The 19,778-nt window shown below is 58.9% G+C and carries 15 protein-coding genes and 2 pseudogenes; 13 read left to right on the forward strand and 4 right to left on the reverse strand.

The genetic code is table 11. The features are described from left to right. The first annotated feature begins 736 nt into the window (after window positions 1-736). Entirely contained in the window at window positions 737-1,363 is a 627-nt protein-coding gene (locus SIDU_RS11465) for a glutathione S-transferase family protein (protein ID WP_007687865.1), read from the forward strand. A 106-nt stretch (window positions 1,364-1,469) separates the two neighbouring features. Further along, window positions 1,470-2,234, forward strand: a complete 765-nt coding sequence (locus SIDU_RS11470; protein ID WP_001389365.1) for an IS6-like element IS6100 family transposase — start codon at window positions 1,470-1,472, stop codon at window positions 2,232-2,234. A gap of 95 nt (window positions 2,235-2,329) precedes the next feature. Here SIDU_RS11470 and SIDU_RS11475 read toward each other — a convergent pair. The 3 genes and pseudogenes from SIDU_RS11475 to SIDU_RS11485 form a co-directional block, all read right to left on the reverse strand. After that, window positions 2,330-2,725: pseudogene (locus tag SIDU_RS11475) on the reverse strand (SDR family NAD(P)-dependent oxidoreductase); the annotation flags it as partial. Between the two features lie 72 nt (window positions 2,726-2,797). Beyond that, a complete protein-coding gene (locus SIDU_RS11480; RefSeq protein WP_013040178.1) occupies window positions 2,798-3,712 on the reverse strand; it encodes an alpha/beta hydrolase in 915 nt (304 codons plus the stop codon). Window positions 3,713-3,933: 221 nt separating this feature from the next. Beyond that, the gene (locus SIDU_RS11485) at window positions 3,934-4,692 is read right to left on the reverse strand and encodes a TetR/AcrR family transcriptional regulator (protein WP_007686274.1); all 759 of its coding nucleotides are present in this window, start codon (window positions 4,690-4,692) and stop codon (window positions 3,934-3,936) included. A gap of 459 nt (window positions 4,693-5,151) precedes the next feature. Between SIDU_RS11485 and SIDU_RS11490 the strand changes: the two genes are divergently transcribed. The 8 genes from SIDU_RS11490 (at window position 5,152) to gorA (ending at window position 15,512) form a co-directional block, all read left to right on the forward strand. Next, window positions 5,152-6,795 (forward strand): AMP-binding protein, encoded by a 1,644-nt coding sequence (locus SIDU_RS11490; RefSeq protein WP_007686272.1) that lies wholly within the window; start codon window positions 5,152-5,154, stop codon window positions 6,793-6,795. Beyond that, window positions 6,792-7,763, forward strand: a complete 972-nt coding sequence (locus SIDU_RS11495) for a thiamine pyrophosphate-dependent dehydrogenase E1 component subunit alpha (protein ID WP_021244803.1) — start codon at window positions 6,792-6,794, stop codon at window positions 7,761-7,763. Before SIDU_RS11490 ends, SIDU_RS11495 begins: the two co-directional genes overlap by 4 nt. Continuing rightward, the gene (locus SIDU_RS11500; RefSeq protein ID WP_020818090.1) at window positions 7,756-8,739 is read left to right on the forward strand and encodes an alpha-ketoacid dehydrogenase subunit beta; all 984 of its coding nucleotides are present in this window, start codon (window positions 7,756-7,758) and stop codon (window positions 8,737-8,739) included. Before SIDU_RS11495 ends, SIDU_RS11500 begins: the two co-directional genes overlap by 8 nt. Continuing rightward, complete coding sequence (locus SIDU_RS11505) at window positions 8,736-8,975, forward strand: lipoyl domain-containing protein (RefSeq protein WP_007682525.1); 240 nt, start codon at window positions 8,736-8,738, stop codon at window positions 8,973-8,975. The genes SIDU_RS11500 and SIDU_RS11505 overlap by 4 nt, the downstream gene beginning before the upstream one ends. Window positions 8,976-9,092: 117 nt before the next feature. Next, window positions 9,093-12,026, forward strand: coding sequence for a TonB-dependent receptor (locus SIDU_RS19065; protein WP_158514628.1), 2,934 nt, complete (start codon window positions 9,093-9,095; stop codon window positions 12,024-12,026). A gap of 170 nt (window positions 12,027-12,196) precedes the next feature. Continuing rightward, on the forward strand, window positions 12,197-13,138 hold the full coding sequence (locus SIDU_RS11520; RefSeq protein WP_007682022.1) for an XdhC family protein: 942 nt from the start codon (window positions 12,197-12,199) through the stop codon (window positions 13,136-13,138). Continuing rightward, window positions 13,135-14,127, forward strand: a complete 993-nt coding sequence (locus SIDU_RS11525) for a molybdopterin-binding protein (RefSeq protein ID WP_007682023.1) — start codon at window positions 13,135-13,137, stop codon at window positions 14,125-14,127. The genes SIDU_RS11520 and SIDU_RS11525 overlap by 4 nt, the downstream gene beginning before the upstream one ends. A gap of 38 nt (window positions 14,128-14,165) precedes the next feature. Then, window positions 14,166-15,512, forward strand: a complete 1,347-nt coding sequence (gene gorA / locus SIDU_RS11530) for a glutathione-disulfide reductase (protein WP_007682024.1) — start codon at window positions 14,166-14,168, stop codon at window positions 15,510-15,512. 134 nt (window positions 15,513-15,646) lie between these two features. On the opposite strand, the gene SIDU_RS11535 is transcribed toward gorA, so the two are convergent. Continuing rightward, the gene (locus SIDU_RS11535) at window positions 15,647-16,885 is read right to left on the reverse strand and encodes an acyl-CoA dehydrogenase family protein (RefSeq protein WP_007682027.1); all 1,239 of its coding nucleotides are present in this window, start codon (window positions 16,883-16,885) and stop codon (window positions 15,647-15,649) included. Window positions 16,886-17,252: 367 nt separating this feature from the next. Here SIDU_RS11535 and linX point away from each other — a divergent pair, with 367 nt between their 5' ends. From linX to linA, 3 genes and pseudogenes are all read left to right on the forward strand, one after another. Further along, the gene (gene linX / locus SIDU_RS11540) at window positions 17,253-18,005 is read left to right on the forward strand and encodes a 2,5-dichloro-2,5-cyclohexadiene-1,4-diol dehydrogenase LinX (RefSeq protein WP_007682029.1); all 753 of its coding nucleotides are present in this window, start codon (window positions 17,253-17,255) and stop codon (window positions 18,003-18,005) included. Between the two features lie 282 nt (window positions 18,006-18,287). Then, window positions 18,288-19,027: pseudogene (locus SIDU_RS11550) on the forward strand (SDR family NAD(P)-dependent oxidoreductase). Between the two features lie 60 nt (window positions 19,028-19,087). Further along, window positions 19,088-19,558 (forward strand): hexachlorocyclohexane dehydrochlorinase, encoded by a 471-nt coding sequence (gene linA, locus SIDU_RS11555; protein WP_013040172.1) that lies wholly within the window; start codon window positions 19,088-19,090, stop codon window positions 19,556-19,558. The last annotated feature ends 220 nt before the right edge of the window (window positions 19,559-19,778 follow it).

Below are 19,778 nucleotides of genomic sequence, written 5' to 3' on the forward strand. Positions count from 1 at the left end.
CGCGAATATTCCTAATTCATTTGCAGCAATTTCCTCCGCAGGCGAAAGCTGCGATCCTTTCCGGACGGCCCGATAAGCATAATAATCACCGACGTGCCGGATAAGACAGGCGCTGATCCATAACAGCGCATGGAGAGGATATTCCTATGCTTCGATCTCCGGGCAATGCGCGGCGCGTCCGTCGCAATCCGCTCCCGGCCTCGACGTCCGCTGGCCCGCTCGCTGCGTGTCCGGCCCATGCGCAACATGGTCCAGGGGGAAACCCCGCCGCCTGTTTTCCGGAACGGCGGGAATGGCCCGATGAACTGCGCGGGCAGGCAAGTTGCGACCGTGCACCGGCTGGAATTCGTCAGTAGGGGAAGATCGAATGCCTAATGGAATGCGCTGTTTGGATCCCTCGATCGCCGATCGGATCACATCATTGTCGACGATGAGAAATAATGAGGAGATATTCGAAACATTCGGCTTCAGCTATAACACGCTGAGAAAAGTCTCGAACGGCATGCCGCTTCGCAGGTCACTTGCGGATCGGATTGAGGAACGTGCCAGAAAGGTTTTCGAAGCCGATGGATTTTTGAACATTTCGGCCTGATCGCATCGGATGGAATGCTCCGGCCTGTCGTTTCGGAGCGTTTTCCGACCGGGCGGATGATTGCTTCCGTTCGGGGCGACGCTCCGGTGCCGAACATATGCATTAAGCCATTTTTTGCCCAGTCCGCAGGAGAATTGCAGGGACATGTTGAAGCTCTACTACAATCCAGGTTCATGCTCATTGGCGTCCCATGCCGCATTGGAGGAAGCCGGCCTTCCTTATGAGGCGGAGCTGATCGACCTGACGCAAAACGCCCAGTTTTCAGACGCCTATCGTCAGAAAAACCCGTGGGCGCGGGTGCCCGCGCTCCAGATCGGCGATGATGTCCTGACCGAAAATATCGCCATCCTCAACCATATCGCGGAACTCGTGCCCGAAAAGGCCTTGCTGCCCACGGAAGGCCTTGCCCGCGCCCGGGCCCTGGAATGGCTCGCGCTGCTGTCCAGCACCGTCCATGTCGCCTTCCGCCCGATCTTCCGGCCCGGTCGCCTCGCAGAAACCGCGGAGGGCCAGAAGGATGTCGCCGCCACGGGGCTGAACAGCCTGAAAAGCGTGCTTGCCCTGCTGGACGAACGCCTCGGCAAGGGGCCTTATGTGCTGGGCGACAAGTTCAGCCTGTGCGACCCCTATCTTTTCGTCTTCGTCTTTTGGGCGCGTCGCCCGATCCTCGAAGGCAAGCTCGACCCGCTTCCGAATCTGGATGCCTTCGCGGAACGGATGAGGGCCCGTCCGTCGATCAGTGCCGCCCTGGCGCAAGAGGGTCTTGCCTGACCGATGGAAATCCAGTGCGGTTTGAGGGCCGGCGGAATGTCCGCCGGCTCTGTTGCAAAAATCGTGAAGCTTGAGCATGCTTGGCGGAGATTGGACGGACGGAACGATGACGGATTTCAAGTGGCGCCATTTCCAGGGTGATGTGATCCTGTGGGCGGTGCGCTGGTATTGTCGCTATCCGATCAGCTATCGCGACCTTGAGGAAATGCTGGCGGAACGCGGCATTTCGGTCGACCATACGACGATCTATCGCTGGGTCCAGTGCTACGCCCCGGAGATGGAGAAGCGGCTGCGCTGGTTCTGGCGGCGTGGCTTTGATCCGAGCTGGCGCCTGGATGAAACCTACGTCAAGGTGCGGGGCAAGTGGACCTACCTGTACCGGGCAGTCGACAAGCGGGGCGACACGATCGATTTCTACCTGTCGCCGACCCGCAGCGCCAAGGCAGCGAAGCGGTTCCTGGGCAAGGCCCTGCGAGGCCTGAAGCACTGGGAAAAGCCTGCCACGCTCAATACCGACAAAGCGCCGAGCTATGGTGCAGCGATCACCGAATTGAAGCGCGAAGGAAAGCTGGACCGGGAGACGGCCCACCGGCAGGTGAAGTATCTCAATAACGTGATCGAGGCCGATCACGGAAAGCTCAAGATACTGATCAAGCCGGTGCGCGGTTTCAAATCGATCCCCACGGCCTATGCCACGATCAAGGGATTCGAAGTCATGCGAGCCCTGCGCAAAGGACAGGCTCGCCCCTGGTGCCTGCAGCCCGGCATCAGGGGCGAGGTGCGCCTTGTGGAGAGAGCTTTTGGCATTGGGCCCTCGGCGCTGACGGAGGCCATGGGCATGCTCAACCACCATTTCGCAGCAGCCGCCTGATCGGCGCAGAGCGACAGCCTACCTCTGACTGCCGCCAATCTTTGCAACAGAGCCATTGAGCTTATGTTGATAATGCTGCCTCGCCCAAGAGGGGCCATGCGGCGGGCAACGGCCTGGCCGACGCGCCAGACGCCGGTCAGGTTGGTATCGAGAACCTGTGCCCAATCTTGTTCCGTCATATCGAGAAAAGGCGCGGTCGCCGCGACGCCGGCATTGTTGACAAGGATCTGGATCGGGCCGAGCTCGTCCTCGATCCGTGCGACGGCCGCATCAACGCTGGCCCGATCGGTAACATCGAGCGCTACGGCAAGTGCTTTGCCGCCTTGGTCGGTAATCGCCTTTGCCGTGTCCGCGACCCGGTCGATGCTGCGCGCCGCGAGGGCGACATGTGCGCCGTTCGCCGCGAGCAGCAGTCCGAAATGGCGCCCAAGACCGCTCGATGCGCCGGTCACCAATGCGATACGGTCCTGGAGAGGATATACTTCGGACATGATCACCGGTCCTGTTTTCCGCAGAGGATATCTCTTTGGCTACCCCGCAGGCGGCCGTGAAAAGCGTTCGCCTTAGCGGAGCGTCTCGTTGAGCCACCTCAGTCCCGCCTCGGCGGCCATCATGCCTCTCGCCTTGTCGGAATAGAGCGTTATGTGGGTCGTGTGCGGCAACACCACAAGTTCCTTGCGGGGGCAAGGAATGGCATTGAACGTATCGATTTCAAGATCCCATAGGGTAATATCGTCCCCTTCGGCAACCACCATCATGACAGGTGTGTTGATGACGCGACCAACAAAGCTGTTCACATTGTAATTTAGGAGCAATTCGACCGATTCGACAGTGCTCTTGTTCTGATAGAGCGGCGCGTCATTTTTCTTGATCTCGTTAAAGACAATTTCCGCTTCCGGCACCGGCCAGCAAGGAATGTCATTGACGTAATCAATGGTGGCGTGCGGCAAATAGAGTTGCTCACCGGGCTTTTCATAACGTAGCGCGCGATCATCGGCGATCAGCTTCAGAAGTTGGCGCCAGCCGTTTACGCCATGGATACGACGCATATTCTCATATCCGTCGATAACGGGAACATGGCTGATGACCGTTTTCACCCGCTCGTCGATCGCTGCAAGGATGATGACATGGCCGCCGGAATAGGAAATGCCCCAGGCCCCGATCTTGTCGGGGTCGACCGCAGGGTGGCGCTCGAGGAAGCTGATGGCGTTCTGATAATCCCGGATCTGCGCCCAGGGATCCAGATGCTGGCGATTGTCGCCGCCACTGACCCCGAGGTTGCGATAGTCGATGATGAGCGCGTTAAAGCCATTTTCAGCGAACTTCTGCGCATAGGTCGGCATCGTGACCTCACGCACATAGCACCAGCCGCCAGCGAGCACGACAGTGGGCCGACGCCCGCCTTCGTCGGGTGTGTAGAGCCAACCCCGAACAGTATCACCTTCGGACTGGAACTCTACGTCGAGCCTCTGCACCATTACCCTTGCCCTCCCTCGCTTAATTAGAGCCGCGGCCGGACGGTCGCGCCGTGGCGCCCATCCTCATCGCTATCATTGCCCTAACTAAGTGACCAACTGGTAACGTGTCAAGATAGCTTCTCTGCGCCTCCAGAGCTTGGCACCCGATATGCATGGGCCTCGGCCCAATGGGGCCGAGGCCGTGCCGTTAACTTATTTGAAAGCAGGAAGTTTTGCCGGGTTCAGCCTATCGACGCTACATCAAGGGGAGAAGGCCTTTTTTTGGTGGCCCTGGCCAGTCGTGGCTTGCGGACGCGGCGCTGGGGAGGAGCCACCAGCCCGGGATAAATGTTGACGACCCCATCCAGAAACAGAATAATTTCCATCTCTACCCAGGCATCGACGTTTTCAGGCGTGTCGACCCCATATATGAATTTCCGGACGCCGAGATAAAAGATGCGCGAATTGACGCCAAGCACGAGTTCGGATTCGTTCTGTGTGAGAGGCATCTCTTCAATCGTAGGCAGGCCAAGATCGTGACGAAATTCGGCGCAAACCGGCCTGACGAGATGTTCTTGCATGAAAGAATACCAGCGACCGTTTATGTCGGATCCCTTAAGACCTGCGAACATGAATAGGCGGACCCAGTCATAATTAAGCACTGTCTGGGCGAGCGCCTGGTATACATTTACCAGCCGCTCTCGCAACGGAACATTGCGGTTGCTGATTACAATTTCCCAGTATGGATTCCACCGGCCGATGAATACTTCCTGATACACGCGTTCAATCAGTGCGTTCTTGCTGGCAAAATAGCGAAATAACAAAGGGTGCGTGATGTTCAGCCGCTTCGCTAGCTCGCGTGTGTCACCACCAAACCCTACTTCCGCGAAGAATTGCACGGCGCCTTCCACGATAAGCCGCTCGCGTTCGGCGCGCGGCAACCGCGGAGTGTCGGTCTGCGTTTTCTTACGCGGGGTCGTCACCTCATTCCCTTCTTTCATAACCAAGCGCCTTGGCGCCGATGCCAATGGTCGTGAATGCTAAAAAATGACCGGCTGGTCAAGTGCATAGGCGGATGCTTCGCTCCAGCTGACGGCGGTGCGCGCTGAATACGCGCCGCCGCTGGAAGAGGTCCTTACTCTGTGAGTTGTTGCATGTGCGCTTGCAGCATTGTGGCCGGCGGGCAGGAGTTGGGAATTGGTCGTTACGTAGCTTCTTTTTGGCGATGTTTGTGGCGCATAGGGCTATTGACAAATGCCCAAACGGTAACCTAAAGTTTCAAACAGACGCAGAGACGATAAGCGCCGTGCAAGTTGGGGCCATCCGGCCGGAAATGCTGAACGGATGGATCGGATGCTGCCAGGGGCCTGCGTGAGCGGGTTGGCAGGCTAGTTTCCCATGTACGGAAGACGAATCGGGAAAGCTCGTGGTCGGTGTGTTTCGCGAGTGAGGGGATAGACGTGCGAAAGGACGTGAGCGGTTGGATCACCCGTCTGAACGACGCGATGATCGACAACTACACAGCTTCAGGCGCATGGCGGAATGAGTCGATCGCCGATATCGCTGCGCGTCTGGTGATCGAAAAGCCTGACATGCTCGCATTTATTGAGGGCGATCGCTCGCTTTATCTGGGTAATCTTGTTACCAAGGCAAGAAAGATTGCTGCGGTACTTGCCACGCGTGGCCTAGTTCCGGGCGATGTGGTAAGCTTCCAGCTTCCCAACTGGCTCGAAACCGCGGTAATCAACCTGGCTTGTTGTATCGGCGGCTTTGTCTGCAATCCCATCATCCCAATCTATCGCGAGGCGGAGGTCGGCTACATCCTGCGCGACGGCCGTGCTAAGATTCTGTTCGTGCCGACGAGCTTCCGTGGCTTCGATTATGTCAATATGGCGCGCGCGCTTCAGGCGGGCCTTCCCGATCTTGCCACCATCGTTACCGTCCGGGGTGAGGCGGAGGGCTGTCTTGGTTATGAGGAGCTTCTCGCTTCAAACGCGCCTGACGTGGCAAGCGGCCATCCCGATCCCAATGCCGTCAAGCTGCTGCTCTATACATCGGGCACGACAAGCCATCCCAAGGGCGTTCTGCACAGCCACAATAGCTTAATGGCCGAGCTCCTTGCCGCTCGGGACTATTGGGGCCTTGGTGCGAGCGATGTGGTGCTGATGCCCTCGCCGGTTACGCATATAACCGGCTATCTTTACGCGCTCGAAATGGGTTTCGTCACCGGCTGTGCCGCGGTGTTGATGGAGCGATGGGACGCCTCTGAGGCGGTCGAGCTGATCAAGCGGCACGGCGTAACGATGAGCGTTGGCGCAACTCCCTTCCTCAGGGAACTTACGGATACGGTCGTGTCGGCCGGGGCTCTGCTCCCCACGATGCGTTTGTTTATCTGCGGCGGGGCGCCGGTTGCGCCGGAACTTGTGCGCCGGGCGGCGCAGGCGATCCCGGGGTGCGCCATATCGCGCGCCTTCGGAAGCAGCGAGGCGCCAACGGTCACGCTGGGTGTCCGGGGCGTCGAAGAGCTTGAGCTTGGCGCGACCACGGACGGGCGCATCGTCAACAATGAAGTGCGGATCATCGACGAAGCGACGGGAGCGTTGCTGGGCGAGGGGGCGGAAGGAGAGATCCTTGTTCGCGGCCCGGAGGTGATGCTGGGCTATACCGATCAAGCGCTGACGGACGATGCGTTCGATCAGGACGGCTTCTTCCGCACGGGTGATCTCGGACGGATCGAATTTGGCGATTTCCTGGCGGTGAGCGGCCGTAAAAAGGATGTTATCGTGCGCGGGGGCGAGAATATCAGCCCTCAGGAAATCGAAGATGCGCTGCATCGCTATCCTGCAATCACCGACGTCGCAGTGGTGGCGATGCCGCATGAAAGGCTGGGTGAAGGGGTCTGCGCCTATGTGATTGCGGATGCGCCCGTTTCCGTCGCCGACATTGGCAGCTTCCTCGGGGAGCAAGGGCTAGCGCGACAGAAATGGCCGGAGCGCGTGGAGATGGTCGACGCGTTTCCGCGCACGGCTTCGGGCAAAGTCCAGAAGAATATCCTGCGTGATCGCCTGGTTGCGCAGGCTCAGCCCACGGAGGCGTCCTTATGAATGGTCCGGACCTTCAACGGTCATTACAGCTTTTTGAGCGCATGCTGCTTATCCGCAGGATGGAGGAGCGGCTTGGTGACCTCGGGAAAGCCGGCGAACTTCCTGGCAATGTGCATCTTTATATTGGCCAGGAAGCGGTGGCCACCGGCGTCTGCGCACATCTTGACGACAGCGACTGGGTTGCCAGCACTCATCGCGGGCACGGTCACTTCCTGGCGAAGGGCGGAGATCCGCGCGCTATGGCGGCGGAGCTCATGGGCAAAGAGACCGGCATTTGCCACGGCAAGGGCGGCTCGATGCATGTTGCCGACGTCTCGAAGGGCATATTGGGCGCCAACGGCATTGTCGGCGGTGGCGTAGGGCTCGCGGTCGGTGCGGCACTCGGCGCGCAGCTTGACGGCGAGGGCCGGGTTGCCGTGGTGTTTTTCGGTGACGGTGCGTCCAGCCAGGGCGTCATTTCCGAGGCGCTGAACATCGCCGCCCTGTGGAAGCTTCCACTGTTGCTGGTCTGCGAGAATAACGGATTTTCTCAATTCTCCCCTTATGAGACGGTGAACGCTGGCGATATCTGGCGCCGCGCCGAACCGTTTGGCATGCCCGGCGCGCTGGTCGACGGCAATGACGTCCACGCCGTATGGCGGGTCGTTGGCGAGGCGGTTGCGCGGGCGCGCTCAGGCGAAGGGGCCACGCTCATCGAGGCTCGTACCTATCGCTGGCGGACTCATGTCGAATCCGAAGAAAGCTTCCTTGCAGCGCCTTATCGCACCCAGGAAGAAGTCGAGAGCTGGAAGCAGCGCGATCCGATTAGCCGGCTGGAAGAATTTCTCGTCTCCGAGGATCTGGAAAAGGACGTGGCCGCTATCCGGGCCAGGGTCGAGGGCGTTACCGAAAGCGCCATCACCGATGCTTTGAATGATCCTCTTCCCCCTGTCTCCCGTGCTTTTGAGGATATGTTCGCCAATGGCTAAGCGGCGCCTCATCCATGCTGTCAACGAAGCGCTTCATGAAGAAATGGAGCGCGACGATCGTGTGATCCTCTATGGCGAGGATGTCAGGATCGGCTTGTTCGGCGATACACGCGGCCTCTTCGACAAGTTCGGGGGCAAGCGGGTGATCAACACGCCAATCTCCGAGGTTGTCATGACCGGTATGGCGGTTGGGATGGCAGCGGCCGGCTATCGCCCGATCTGCCACATGATGTATGGCAACTTCCTTTATACCGGCTTTGACTCCATCGCGAACCAGGCCGCCAAGCTTCGCTATATGACGGCGGGCCAGCTCAAGCTGCCGCTCGTTTACCTGGCATCTACAGGTGCCGGCCGCTCATCTGGCGCCCAGCATTCCGATGCACCCTATCCAGGCGTTATGAACCTTGGCGGCATCAAGGTCGTGATCCCCAGCACGCCAGCCGACGCCAAGGGTTTGATGAAGGCCAGCATCCGTGAGGATAATCCGGTCCTCTTCCTGCTGCCCACCCGCCGCGGCGGCGAGCAAGGAGAAGTGCCCGATGGCGATCATGTCGTGCCGCTCGGCAAGGGATCGGTGAAGCGCGAGGGTCGCGATGTCACGGTGGTCGCGATCGGTGTGATGGTGCGTCATGCAATGCGCGCAGCGGCGACATTGTCCGAAGAGGGGATCGAGGTCGAAGTTGTCGATCCGATGACGCTCTTCCCGCTCGATAAGGAGCTGATCCTGGCCTCGGTTCGCAAGACCGGGCGCCTAGTAATCCTCGATGAGGCGCGTGCTACATGCAGCGCCGCAAGTGAAATTGCCGCTATCGTCGCCGAACAGGGTTTTGCTTCGTTGCGTGGTCCCGTGCGCCGGGACACCGTGCAGGATGTGGCGATCCCGTTCGCGCCCCATCTCGAAAATGCGGTGATCCCTGATGAGGCTATGGTTGAGGCTGCGATCCGCGCGGCTGTACGCGATGGAGACGTTGCATGAAGATGTCGCTTAAGTTGCCGATGTTTGGCATGAACATGGAAGAAGGCACGATCGCTCGCTGGCACGTACAGCTGGGCGCAGACTTTGCTCTCGGTGACATCCTTTATGAGGTGGAAACCGAAAAGGTGACGTCCGAGGTGGAAGCCCCGTGCGATGGAACTCTCATTGAAATATTGGTTTCTGAAGGTGATGATGCTGCTGTTGGAGCGGCAGTCTGCCGAATAGAAACGAAATAATTGTCCTGACACCGGAGTGAAGTGGGCAGGAGACACGGATAGTTTTTCAACGCGACCGAAGAAAAAATGTTTAAGAACGCGAAACGATACTTCGGTCATATCTAGGGAGGGATGGTTATGATTGTCAGACCAGAAAGCACAACGAAACGGCACGGCATTAACTTATACGCATCGGGCGTCGCGCTTCTTTGCTTCTGTTCGCCCGCATTCGCCCAGAGCGAGGCTCCGGCGGAGCAGCCTGCTGCCCAATCCGCAGCCGCCGAAGCGCCGCAGAGTGAAAGTCTGGGTGCCGGCGAGATCATCGTCACCGCCAGCAAGCGCGCTGAATCGATCAACAAGGTCGGCCTCACGATTGCGGCGGTCAGTGGCGATCAGCTCGTCAAGCAGGGTATCAGCAGCGTCCAGGATTTGACCAAGGCCGTCCCGGGTCTGACCTATGCGCGGTCGGCATTCGGCACCCCGGTGTTCACGCTGCGTGGCGTCGGCTATTTCGATACCGCTCTGGCGGCATCGCCTGCGGTTAGCGTTTATGTCGACCAGGCGCCTCTCAGCTTCTCCGCGCTGCCCGGCATCGGGGTCGGTTTGGACATGGAGCGTGTTGAGGTACTGAAAGGTCCGCAGGGCATTCTGTTCGGCCAGAATTCCACCGGCGGCGCGATCAACTACATCGCCAACAAGCCGACCGACACTCTGACGAGCGGGTTCAGCCTTGGCTATGGACGATTTAGCACGGTTGAAGGCGAAGCTTTCATCAGTGGACCTGTGACCGATACGCTCAATATACGGCTCGCTGGCCGCAGCACTTATGCGGGATCGTGGCAGAAAAATTACTTCTCTCGTCCAGGTGACGAGTTCGGGAAGCGGCGGGAATTCGCTGGCCGTATCACTCTAGACTGGAAGCCCACCGATAGACTCAGTTTCATGGCCAGCCTGAGTGGTTGGCATGACGGCAGCGAGCCGCAGATCGGGCAGTACATCTTCCTGCGTCCTGCCACGGCGGGGCAGGAGCAATTTTTGAGCCCTCAGCTTTATAATTTCGAAACGGGTACATTGGTGACGCCATATGCGCCGCGCAAGGCGCGCGCCGCCGATTGGTCCGCGGATGCTGAACCTTTCCGTGACGACAGAATGTATAATGCCGCGCTGCGTACCGACTATGACGTGACCGATAATCTGACCCTGACCTCGATCACTTCTTATTCGGACTATAAGCGTAATAGCCGGGCGGCGGATGACGGCACTGCGGTGCAAGACTATGATTATGTCGCCAACGACGGATATATTCGTGACTTCAACCAGGAATTGCGCCTGTCGAACGACGCCGCATCGCGCATGCGGGTCACCGTCGGTGCTAATTATCAGCACAGCAAAGTCTATGAGCTAAGCAAGGCTTCCTATGGAGATAGCATCGTCTCGAATTTCTCTCAGATAGACGGGACGAGCACTTTGCTGCCGGTGCCATTTTCCAGAGGATCGGATTTCAGCCGGCATTGGTCCGCGGATGCTGAACCTTTCCGTGACGACAGAATGTATAATGCCGCGCTGCGTACCGACTATGACGTGACCGATAATCTGACCCTGACCTCGATCACTTCTTATTCGGACTATAAGCGTAATAGCCGGGCGGCGGATGACGGCACTGCGGTGCAAGACTATGATTATGTCGCCAACGACGGATATATTCGTGACTTCAACCAGGAATTGCGCCTGTCGAACGACGCCGCATCGCGCATGCGGGTCACCGTCGGTGCTAATTATCAGCACAGCAAAGTCTATGAGCTAAGCAAGGCTTCCTATGGAGATAGCATCGTCTCGAATTTCTCTCAGATAGACGGGACGAGCACTTTGCTGCCGGTGCCATTTTCCAGAGGATCGGATTTCAGCCGGCAGACGATCGAAAATTATGCGTTCTTTGGAAACGTCGATTTCGATGTGACAGACACCATCACGGTGAAGGGTGGCCTTCGCTATACGAACAGCAAGCGCCATTTCGTCGGCTGTACCTTTGATAATAATTTCGACCCGATACATGGCGACGACGCCCAGCGCAGGCTGTTCGACATTCTCCACACGTTCGCCAGATCCCTGGTGGGCCTGGGAGCATCGACCCCCCTGCAGCCGGGTGACTGCACCAGTGCGATCGACCCGCTGACGGATGCCAACGGCAATCCACTTATCGGTGTAGAGAATGGGCAACGGCCGGATGCCTTTGAGAGCATCCTCGGCGATACCAACCTCAATGAGGATAATCTGTCCTGGAAGGTTGGCGTCGACTTCAAGCCGGTGGCTGGTTCGCTATTTTACGCGAACGTGACCAAGGGCTATAAGGCAGGCAGCTTCCCAACGATTGGGGCGGCGACTGTCAGTCAATATCGTCCGGTCGTTCAGGAATCGGTCATTACCTACGAAGCGGGTTTCAAGCAGGAGCTGTTCGACCGCTCGGTGCTGCTCACCGGTGCTGGCTTCTACTATGACTACCGCAACAAGCAGCTGAGGGGCTTCTTCGATCAGCCGCCTTTCGGCACCGTGTTCGCACTCGACAACGTGCCTAAGTCCACCGTCAAGGGCGGTGAGCTGGCCATCGTATGGCGGCCGGTCGATGGCCTCAACCTCAGTGGCGCGGTGACCTATGTCGACGCGAAGATCAAAAAATACTCCGGTCTGAATTCCGACGGGGTATTTACTGACTTTGCCGGCGACCGGGTGCCATTCGCTCCGAAATGGAATGCGAGTGCAAACGCCGACTATACCGTTCCGCTTGGCGCCAGCCTGGCAGTGAATTTGGGTGCCAGCCTGACCTATAACAGCAGCACGCAGGCTGCGATCGGTCATGATGCGGTGACGAAGGCGGTAACCTACATCAAGCCGTTTACCACCGTTGATGCTCGCATTGCACTTCAGGATGCGGACAATGCATGGCAGGTCCAGTTCTGGGTGAAGAATCTGACCAACGAATATTACTGGAACAACGTAGCGTTCCTGTACGATACGGCGGTTCGGTATGCGGCCATGCCACGCACCTACGGAGTAAAGACCAGCTTCCGTTTCTAAAGCTGATCGGAGGATCTTGGGTTGGTCTGTCGAGATTGGCCTGGGATCTCCCCTCCTCTGCCGGCATGAAGCCGGTGGTGCATTGAATGGATACGGCCGGAGCATCCGATTTTTCGGACGCTCCGGCCGTAATCCTTTAAGTTCAGCATTTTTTGGATCAGAATGGGATCATGGCTGAGGCAGCGGATGACCTGGATGTCGTGATAGATGCCGCGGCGCTATGGCTTGCGGCGGGCCGTCATGTCGCGCTTGCCACAGTGATCGAGACCTGGGGGTCGGCGCCTCGGCGGGCGGGATCCCATCTGGTGATCCGCGACGACGGAATTTTCGAAGGCTCCGTCAGCGGCGGTTGTGTCGAAGGCGACGTCATCGTTCAGGCTCTCGAATTGATTGCGGCAGGGGGCGGCTTTCGTCGCCTGGATTATGGCGTGGCTGACGCGCAGGCCTGGGAGGTGGGACTTGCTTGCGGCGGCCGAATCTCCATCCTGTTACAGACCGTCGATGGGGCACATTTTCCGCCTGCGCTGATCGAGCGTATCGTTGATGCACGGGCGCAGGGTTTGCCGCTGGGTCTGGCGACGGATCTGACAAGCGGTGCGACCCGCGAGAATGCGGCCCCTCTGAAGGAATGGTTCTTCAATCTCTATCCTCCGCGCCGTCGTCTCGCGATCGTGGGGGCGGTTCATATCGCCCAGCTGCTCGTCCCGATGGCGCGCCTTGCGGGCTATGAGACAACCGTTATCGATCCGCGCGGCATGTTCGCGGCGGCTGCCCGATTTGATCAACCTGTAGACGAGAATTGGCCCGACGAAGCGCTTGATCGTTGGCGCCCGGACGGCGGCTCCGCGGTAGTCAGTTTGACGCATGATCCAAAGCTTGATGATCCGGCGCTGGCGCGCGCTCTGAACTCGCCGGCCTTCTATATCGGCGCATTGGGATCACGAAAAACACATGCTGCCCGGCTCGAGCGGCTCGGCGCCGCCGGCTTCACGGATAAGGAGCTCGCCCGCATCCATGGGCCGGCAGGGCTCCCAATCGGTGCGGCGGGACCAGCCGAGATCGCCGTTTCCATCCTGGCCGAGATGACGACAGTCTTGCGGAGCTCGAAGTGAGGTTTGGACGGGTATCGCTGGAAGAGGCCGAGGGTGCGATCCTGGCCCATAGCCTCTCGATTCCGGGACGCCGCTTGCCAAAAGGGCGCGTGCTCGATTGCGATGATCTGGCGGCGGTCCGGCATGCGGGATTGGAAGCGCTCACCGTTGCTCGGCTCGATACGGACGATATTGGTGAAAATGATGTCGCGATGGCGATTGCGCAGAGGCTGGCCGGAGATCATGTCCGCGCCGAACCTCCCGTCCATGGGCGGGCTGATCTGATCGCCGAGACGAACGGCCTTCTCGTTTATGCACCCGACGGCATAGGCAAGCTCAATCGGGCAACGGAGGCGATCACATTCGCCGCCGTCGCGCCGATGACGCCGGTGCGCGCGGGCGACGTGGTAGGCACCGTCAAGATAATTCCCTATGCGGTGCCCCGAGCCGAACTTGTCTCAGCGGGGCAAGTCGCGGATGGTTGCAAGGTCCGTATAGCTGCATTCGGGCCCCTCTCGGTCAATCTCGTGCAAACCAGTCTAGGCAGCGTAAGCCTCAAGCTTCTCGCCAAGACCGAAACCGTTATAAGGCAGCGAGTCGAGAGGCTTGGCGGACATTTGAATCATGTGTGGATCTGCGATCATGATGAAGCGGCTCTAACCAATTTGCTCGCGGACTCTTCGGAGGCGGATCTTGTGCTGATCATGGCGGCATCGGCGACGGCCGACCGCGAAGATGTGGTCCCCGCGGCCATTCGACAAGCGGGCGGGCGCGTGGAGCGGGTGGGAATGCCGGTCGATCCCGGCAATCTCCTGTGCCTCGGTTGGTTGCGCAGGCGGGCTGTCATTGGGTTGCCGGGTTGTGCACGTAGCCCCCTGCGTAATGGAGTTGATCTGATATTGGAGCGGCTCTTCGCTGGGTTCGGCGTGGATAGCGATGTGATCGCCGGCATGGGAGTCGGCGGTCTGCTCGGGGATGGAGGCGGACGACTCGATGCGCGCGCCCTCTAGCTGTAGAAAAACAACACTTACTTGGTTGGGATTATTGGATGTTGACCTACGACTATGATCTGTTCGTCATTGGGGCGGGCTCGGGCGGAGTGCGCGCGGCGCGGGTTTCGGCAGCCTATGGCGCGCGGGTGGCGGTCGCCGAGGAGCATCGGGTGGGCGGCACCTGCGTGATCCGGGGCTGCGTGCCCAAGAAGCTGCTCGTCTATGGCTCGCATTTCGCCGAGGATCTGCAGGATGCACGGCGCTTTGGCTGGAAGGTGCCCGATTGCGAATTTGACTGGTCGGCGCTGCGCGACAATGTGCTCGCCGAGGTCTCGCGGCTCGAAGGTCTCTACACCGAGACGCTCGGCAACAATAAGGTCGAGATCATCCGCGAGCGGGCGACCGTCGCCGGGCCGCATGAGGTGCTGCTCGGCTCGGGCCAGACGATCACCGCCGGCAAAATCCTGATCGCAACCGGCGCTTGGCCGATCGTACCCCATTTTCCGGGGGCCGAGCATGGCATCACCTCGAATGAAGTGTTCCATCTCGATACCTTCCCCAAGCGCGTGGTGATCGCAGGGGCGGGCTATATCGCCAATGAATTTGCCGGCATCTTCCACCAGTTTGGTGCGCATGTGACGCTGGTCAACCGCACCGACGTGATCCTGCGCGGCTATGACGAGCAGATCCGCGACCGGCTGCTCCAGATCTCGATGACCAAGGGGATCGAGTTCAAATTCCACGTCGCCTTCGAGAAGGTCGACAAGCAACCGGACGGCTCGCTGCTGGTGCACATGACCGGCCATGAGCCGATCCCGGCCGACATGCTGCTATTCGCCACCGGCCGACGCCCGCATACCGAAAATCTCGGGCTGGAGACGGCCGACGTCGCACTCGACGCCAAGGGCGCGATCAAGGTGGACGACGACAACCGCTCGAGCTGCGCCAGCATCTATGCGGTGGGCGACGTCACCAACCGGGTGCAGCTGACGCCGGTCGCGATCCGCGAGGGCCAGGCCTTTGCCGACACTGTGTTCGGCAATAATCCCCGCCGGGTCGATTATGGCTGCATCCCGTCCGCCGTATTCAGCCATCCGCCGATGGCGGGCGTGGGCATGACCGAGGCCGAGGCGCGCAACAAGCTCGGTGAGGTCAAGGTCTACACCTCCGACTTCCGGGCGATGAAGAATGTGCTCGCCGACCGCCACGAGCGCGCGCTCTACAAGCTGGTCGTCCATCCTGAGACCGACGTGGTGGTCGGCATCCACATGATCGGCCCCGACGCGCCTGAAATCCTGCAGGCCGCCGCGATCGCGGTGAAGGCGAGGCTCACCAAGGCCCAGTTCGACGATACCGTAGCACTGCATCCCTCTATGGCCGAGGAACTGGTGCTGATGCGGTAGGGCTTGGGTTGCCAGCTACCGACGTATGCGCCTGGGCGCTGCGTCGGTCATGCGCTTGGCCTGCCGTTCGCCTGAACGCGACCGGCAGGCCGTTAGCTGGTCATTGCGACCGAATAACAGGGTCGGCAATTCAACTATTGACGATAGCGGCGCATTTCGAGGCGAGCGATCGCGCGGTTGTGAACCTCATCCGGCCCATCCACCAGGCGCATTGTGCGGAGATGTGCATAGGCGCGCGCAAGGCCGAAGTCGTCGGCGACGCCCGCGCCGCCATGCGCCTGGATCGCATCGTCGGCGATCTTCAACGCCATATGCGGCCCCGCCACCTTGATCATCGCGATTTCCGCTTGTGCTGCCTTGGCCCCAAGCTTGTCCATCACGTCGGCGGCCTTGAGGCATAGGAGGCGGGTCATTTCAAGTGACGTCCGTGCTTCGGCGATCCGCTGCTCCCAGATGGAATGCTCTGCTAGGCGTTTCCCAAAGGCAGTGCGCGAAAGGAGCCGCTCCACCATTTTCTTCAAGATTTCCTCGGCCAAGCCAATCGTGCGCATACAGTGATGGATTCGGCCTGGCCCCAATCGCCCCTGAGCAATTTCAAAGCCGCGCCCCTCGCCGAGCAGCATATTCTCGACCGGAACGCGAACATCCTTCAGCTCGACTTCGCCATGACCATGAGGCGCATCGTCATAGCCAAACACAGGAAGCATTCGCAGAACCTTAACCCCCGGCGTGTCGAGCGGCAGGAGGATCATGCTCTGCTGAGCATGGCGCGGGGCATCAGGATCGGTCTTTCCCATGAGAATGCCGACCGAGCATCGAGGATCGCCTATGCCCGAAGACCACCATTTGCGGCCGTTGATCACATAATGGTCGCCGTCACAAACGATGGAGGTTTCGATATTGGTGGCGTCAGAGGATGCGACTCGCGGCTCGGTCATCAGAAAGACCGAGCGAATCTTCCCCTCCATCAGCGGCCGGAGCCAGCGCTCCTTATGCTCGCGAGTTCCATAGCGGTGCAGGACCTCCATGTTGCCGGTATCGGGCGCGGAGCAGTTGAACACCTCGGACGCCCATTCGATGCGGCCCATCTCTTCCGCGCAGGAGGCATATTCCAGATTGGTAAGGCCCGGAGCGACGAACTCGAAGCTGCTGTCGACGGGATTGTGGCCGGCCAGCGGCGGCATGAAAAGATTCCATATGCCGTCCGCTTTCGCGCGCTCCTTCAATTCCTCGATTATCGGCAGAGTCTTCCACCGCTCTCCACTAGCCTGCTGCGCGGCATAGGTCTCATCATGGGGCCGAACCACATCGTTCATGAAATTACGGACCCGATCACGCCACATGGTTTCCGCGGGCGACATCGTGAAATTCATATTGCAGTCCTTATCTGGCCCATGGGCATGATGACCACATGGTAATTATCATTAACCCCTGCATGATCCAAGCGATTCGATAAAAGGAGGGCATGCGCCATCTGCGTAGGCTTTTTCACTTCGAGTCGGAGATTGCAGGCCGCGAACGCTGTAAAGGAAGCCATTGTAGAACATAGAGTATGAACCAGCGCCTTTCGCCCCGGCTGGACAAGAGGGCATTTCGTCCTCTCGCAAAGCAGGCTTGTAACCATGTGGTAAGTATGCTCTGATCTTTCAGGCTGGTGCCAGGCACATGGGGCCACTGGCGATGTGGTCAAGGCTGAAGCGAAGTCAATTCGCGCAGTTGAGCATTTTCGGAGGATGAAGAATGGCTAACAGACTCGCAGGCAAGGTTGCGCTCATCACGGGTGGAGCGAGCGGGCTCGGCGCCGCTCAGGCGAAGCGTTTCGCGGAAGAAGGCGCCAAGGTCGTAATCGGCGACCTCAATGAAGAGATGGCCAAGGGCGTCGTAGCCGAAATCAGGGCTGCTGGTGGCGATGCGCTCTTCATTCGGTTGGATGTTACCGATGCGGCGAGCTGGAATAATGCGATTGCCGCTGCCGTCGAGGCTTTTGGCGGGCTTACGACTCTATCCAACACTGCCGGTATCATTCATCCTGGCGGCTTCGAGGAGGAGAGCATTGAAGGCTGGAACAAGATGGTGGCGGTCAATCAGACTGCTATCTTCCTCGGAATCAAGGCGGCAATCCCCGAGCTGGTGAAGTCGGGCAATGGCTCGATCATCAACATCAGTTCGTTGATCGGCATGTTTCCCACCGCCGGCAATGCCAGCTACTGTGCCACCAAAGCGGCCGTGCGCATCATGAGCAAGGCGGCGGCGCTGGAGTTTGTGGACCGCGGCGTTCGGGTGAATACGATCGTGCCCGGCGGAATGAACACGCCGATCACGGCGAATGTCCCCCCTGACGTGCTGAAGCAGCAGACAAGCCAGATCCCCATGGGAAAGCTCGGTGACCCGATCGACATTGCCAACGGCGCGCTTTTTCTGGCCTCTGACGAGGCGAAATATATTACTGGCGTGGATCTGCCGATTGACGGAGGCTGGTCCGTGGGTGTTTGAACTCATTGATATTATTTGTGAAAACACAGCATTAGAAAGTGAAAGCGCGCGGCTGCGTGCCGCGCGCAAAGGGGCAGCATTAGCGGGCCAGGGGACTTGGACATTTAGTCTCACTTTTCGGTCCGGTTCCTCAGAATCCAGCTTGACTACCAACTGGTAATTGTGCTTGGATCAAGGTCCGGTGATCGGCCCAGTTGTTGTGCATCGGAAAAAAGAACCCTCAGCGACGCGGGTCTGAATTGCGCGCTCAAGCTATTTAGTAGGCACAGGATGAGCAACAGAATGGCAGGAAAAGTCGCGCTCGTAACGGGCGCGGCGAGCGGCCTGGGTGCAGCGCAGGCTCGGCTTTTTGCCAAGGAGGGCGCCAAGGTCGTCGTCGCCGATCTGAATGTCGAAATGGGCAACAAGGTCGTGGCCGAGATTCAGGAAAGCGGGGGCGAGGCCCTATCGTGCGGCTGGATATCACCGATGCTGCGAGCTGGGCGGGGGCTGTCGAGGCGGCGGTTGGGGCCTTTGGGAAGCTCACGACGCTTTACAACACCGCGGGCATCATCCACGGCGCGATGATCCAGGACGAGACGCTCGAAGGCTGGAGCAAGATGATCGCGGTCAACCAGACTGCGCTTTTCCTGGGCCTGAAGATGGTTGCGCCGGAAATTGCGAAGTCGGGAAATGGTGCGATCCTAAACATCAGTTCGCTCGTCAGCGTCATCTGTGAGCCTGGCTTGATCAGCTATGCGGCGACCAAGTCTGCGGTACGCGCGATGACCAAGGTGGCTGCGCTGGAATATGTCGGGCAAGGGGTGCGGGTGAACACCATCGTTCCTGGTGGCATGAAGACGCCGATGCAGGCGAACGTCACGCCCGAGCAGGTTGAATGGTACAAAGCGCAGATCCCGATGGGCGATCTTGGCGAGCCGAACGATATCGCTTATGGGGCGCTATATCTTCTGTCAGACGAAGCTAAATATGTTACTGGAACGGAACTGTTCATCGATGGCGGCTGGTCTTCTGCGGCCTAAATCCTTGATGCCCTCGATCCTGCTAAGATTACGGGATTATATTCAACTGGGAGATACAAAATGAGTGATCTAGACAGACTTGCAAGCCGGGCCGCGATTCAGGACCTCTACTCTGACAAGCTCATTGCCGTAGACAAGCGCCAAGAGGGCCGTCTCGCTTCTATTTGGTGGGATGATGCAGAGTGGACCATTGAGGGAATCGGCACCTACAAGGGCCCGGAAGGCGCCCTCGATTTGGCCAATAACGTACTCTGGCCAATGTTTCACGAATGTATTCATTATGGAACCAATCTGCGCTTGGAATTTGTGAGCGCGGACAAGGTAAATGGTATTGGCGACGTCCTTCTCCTTGGAAATCTCGTCGAAGGTAATCAGTCGATTCTTATCGCTGCGGTCTTCACGGATGAGTATGAGCGCCGTGACGGGGTGTGGAAGTTCTCTAAGCGCAACGCATGCACGAACTATTTCACCCCGCTGGCCGGCATTCATTTCGCACCGCCCGGCATTCATTTCGCACCGTCCGGCGCATAATCTTATATATACAAGTGATTAGTTGGGCATTCACATGACGCTTGTCGTGTGGATGCCCAATTTTATATGGATGGAGAACTCAAACACAACGCGACTCGCGATTGGAGATGAGTCACGCCGGGGCACCTGGCGCCGAATGGTGGCCCCCCATTCAGCATTGCCGATCGGGCTTGCAATTTCGCCCGCCTGGTCCGTTAGAAGCATGAGCGCCGCCCATCGA

Origin of the sequence: Sphingobium indicum B90A, assembly GCF_000264945.2 — a bacterium.
Classification (GTDB): Bacteria; Pseudomonadota; Alphaproteobacteria; order Sphingomonadales; family Sphingomonadaceae; genus Sphingobium; species Sphingobium indicum.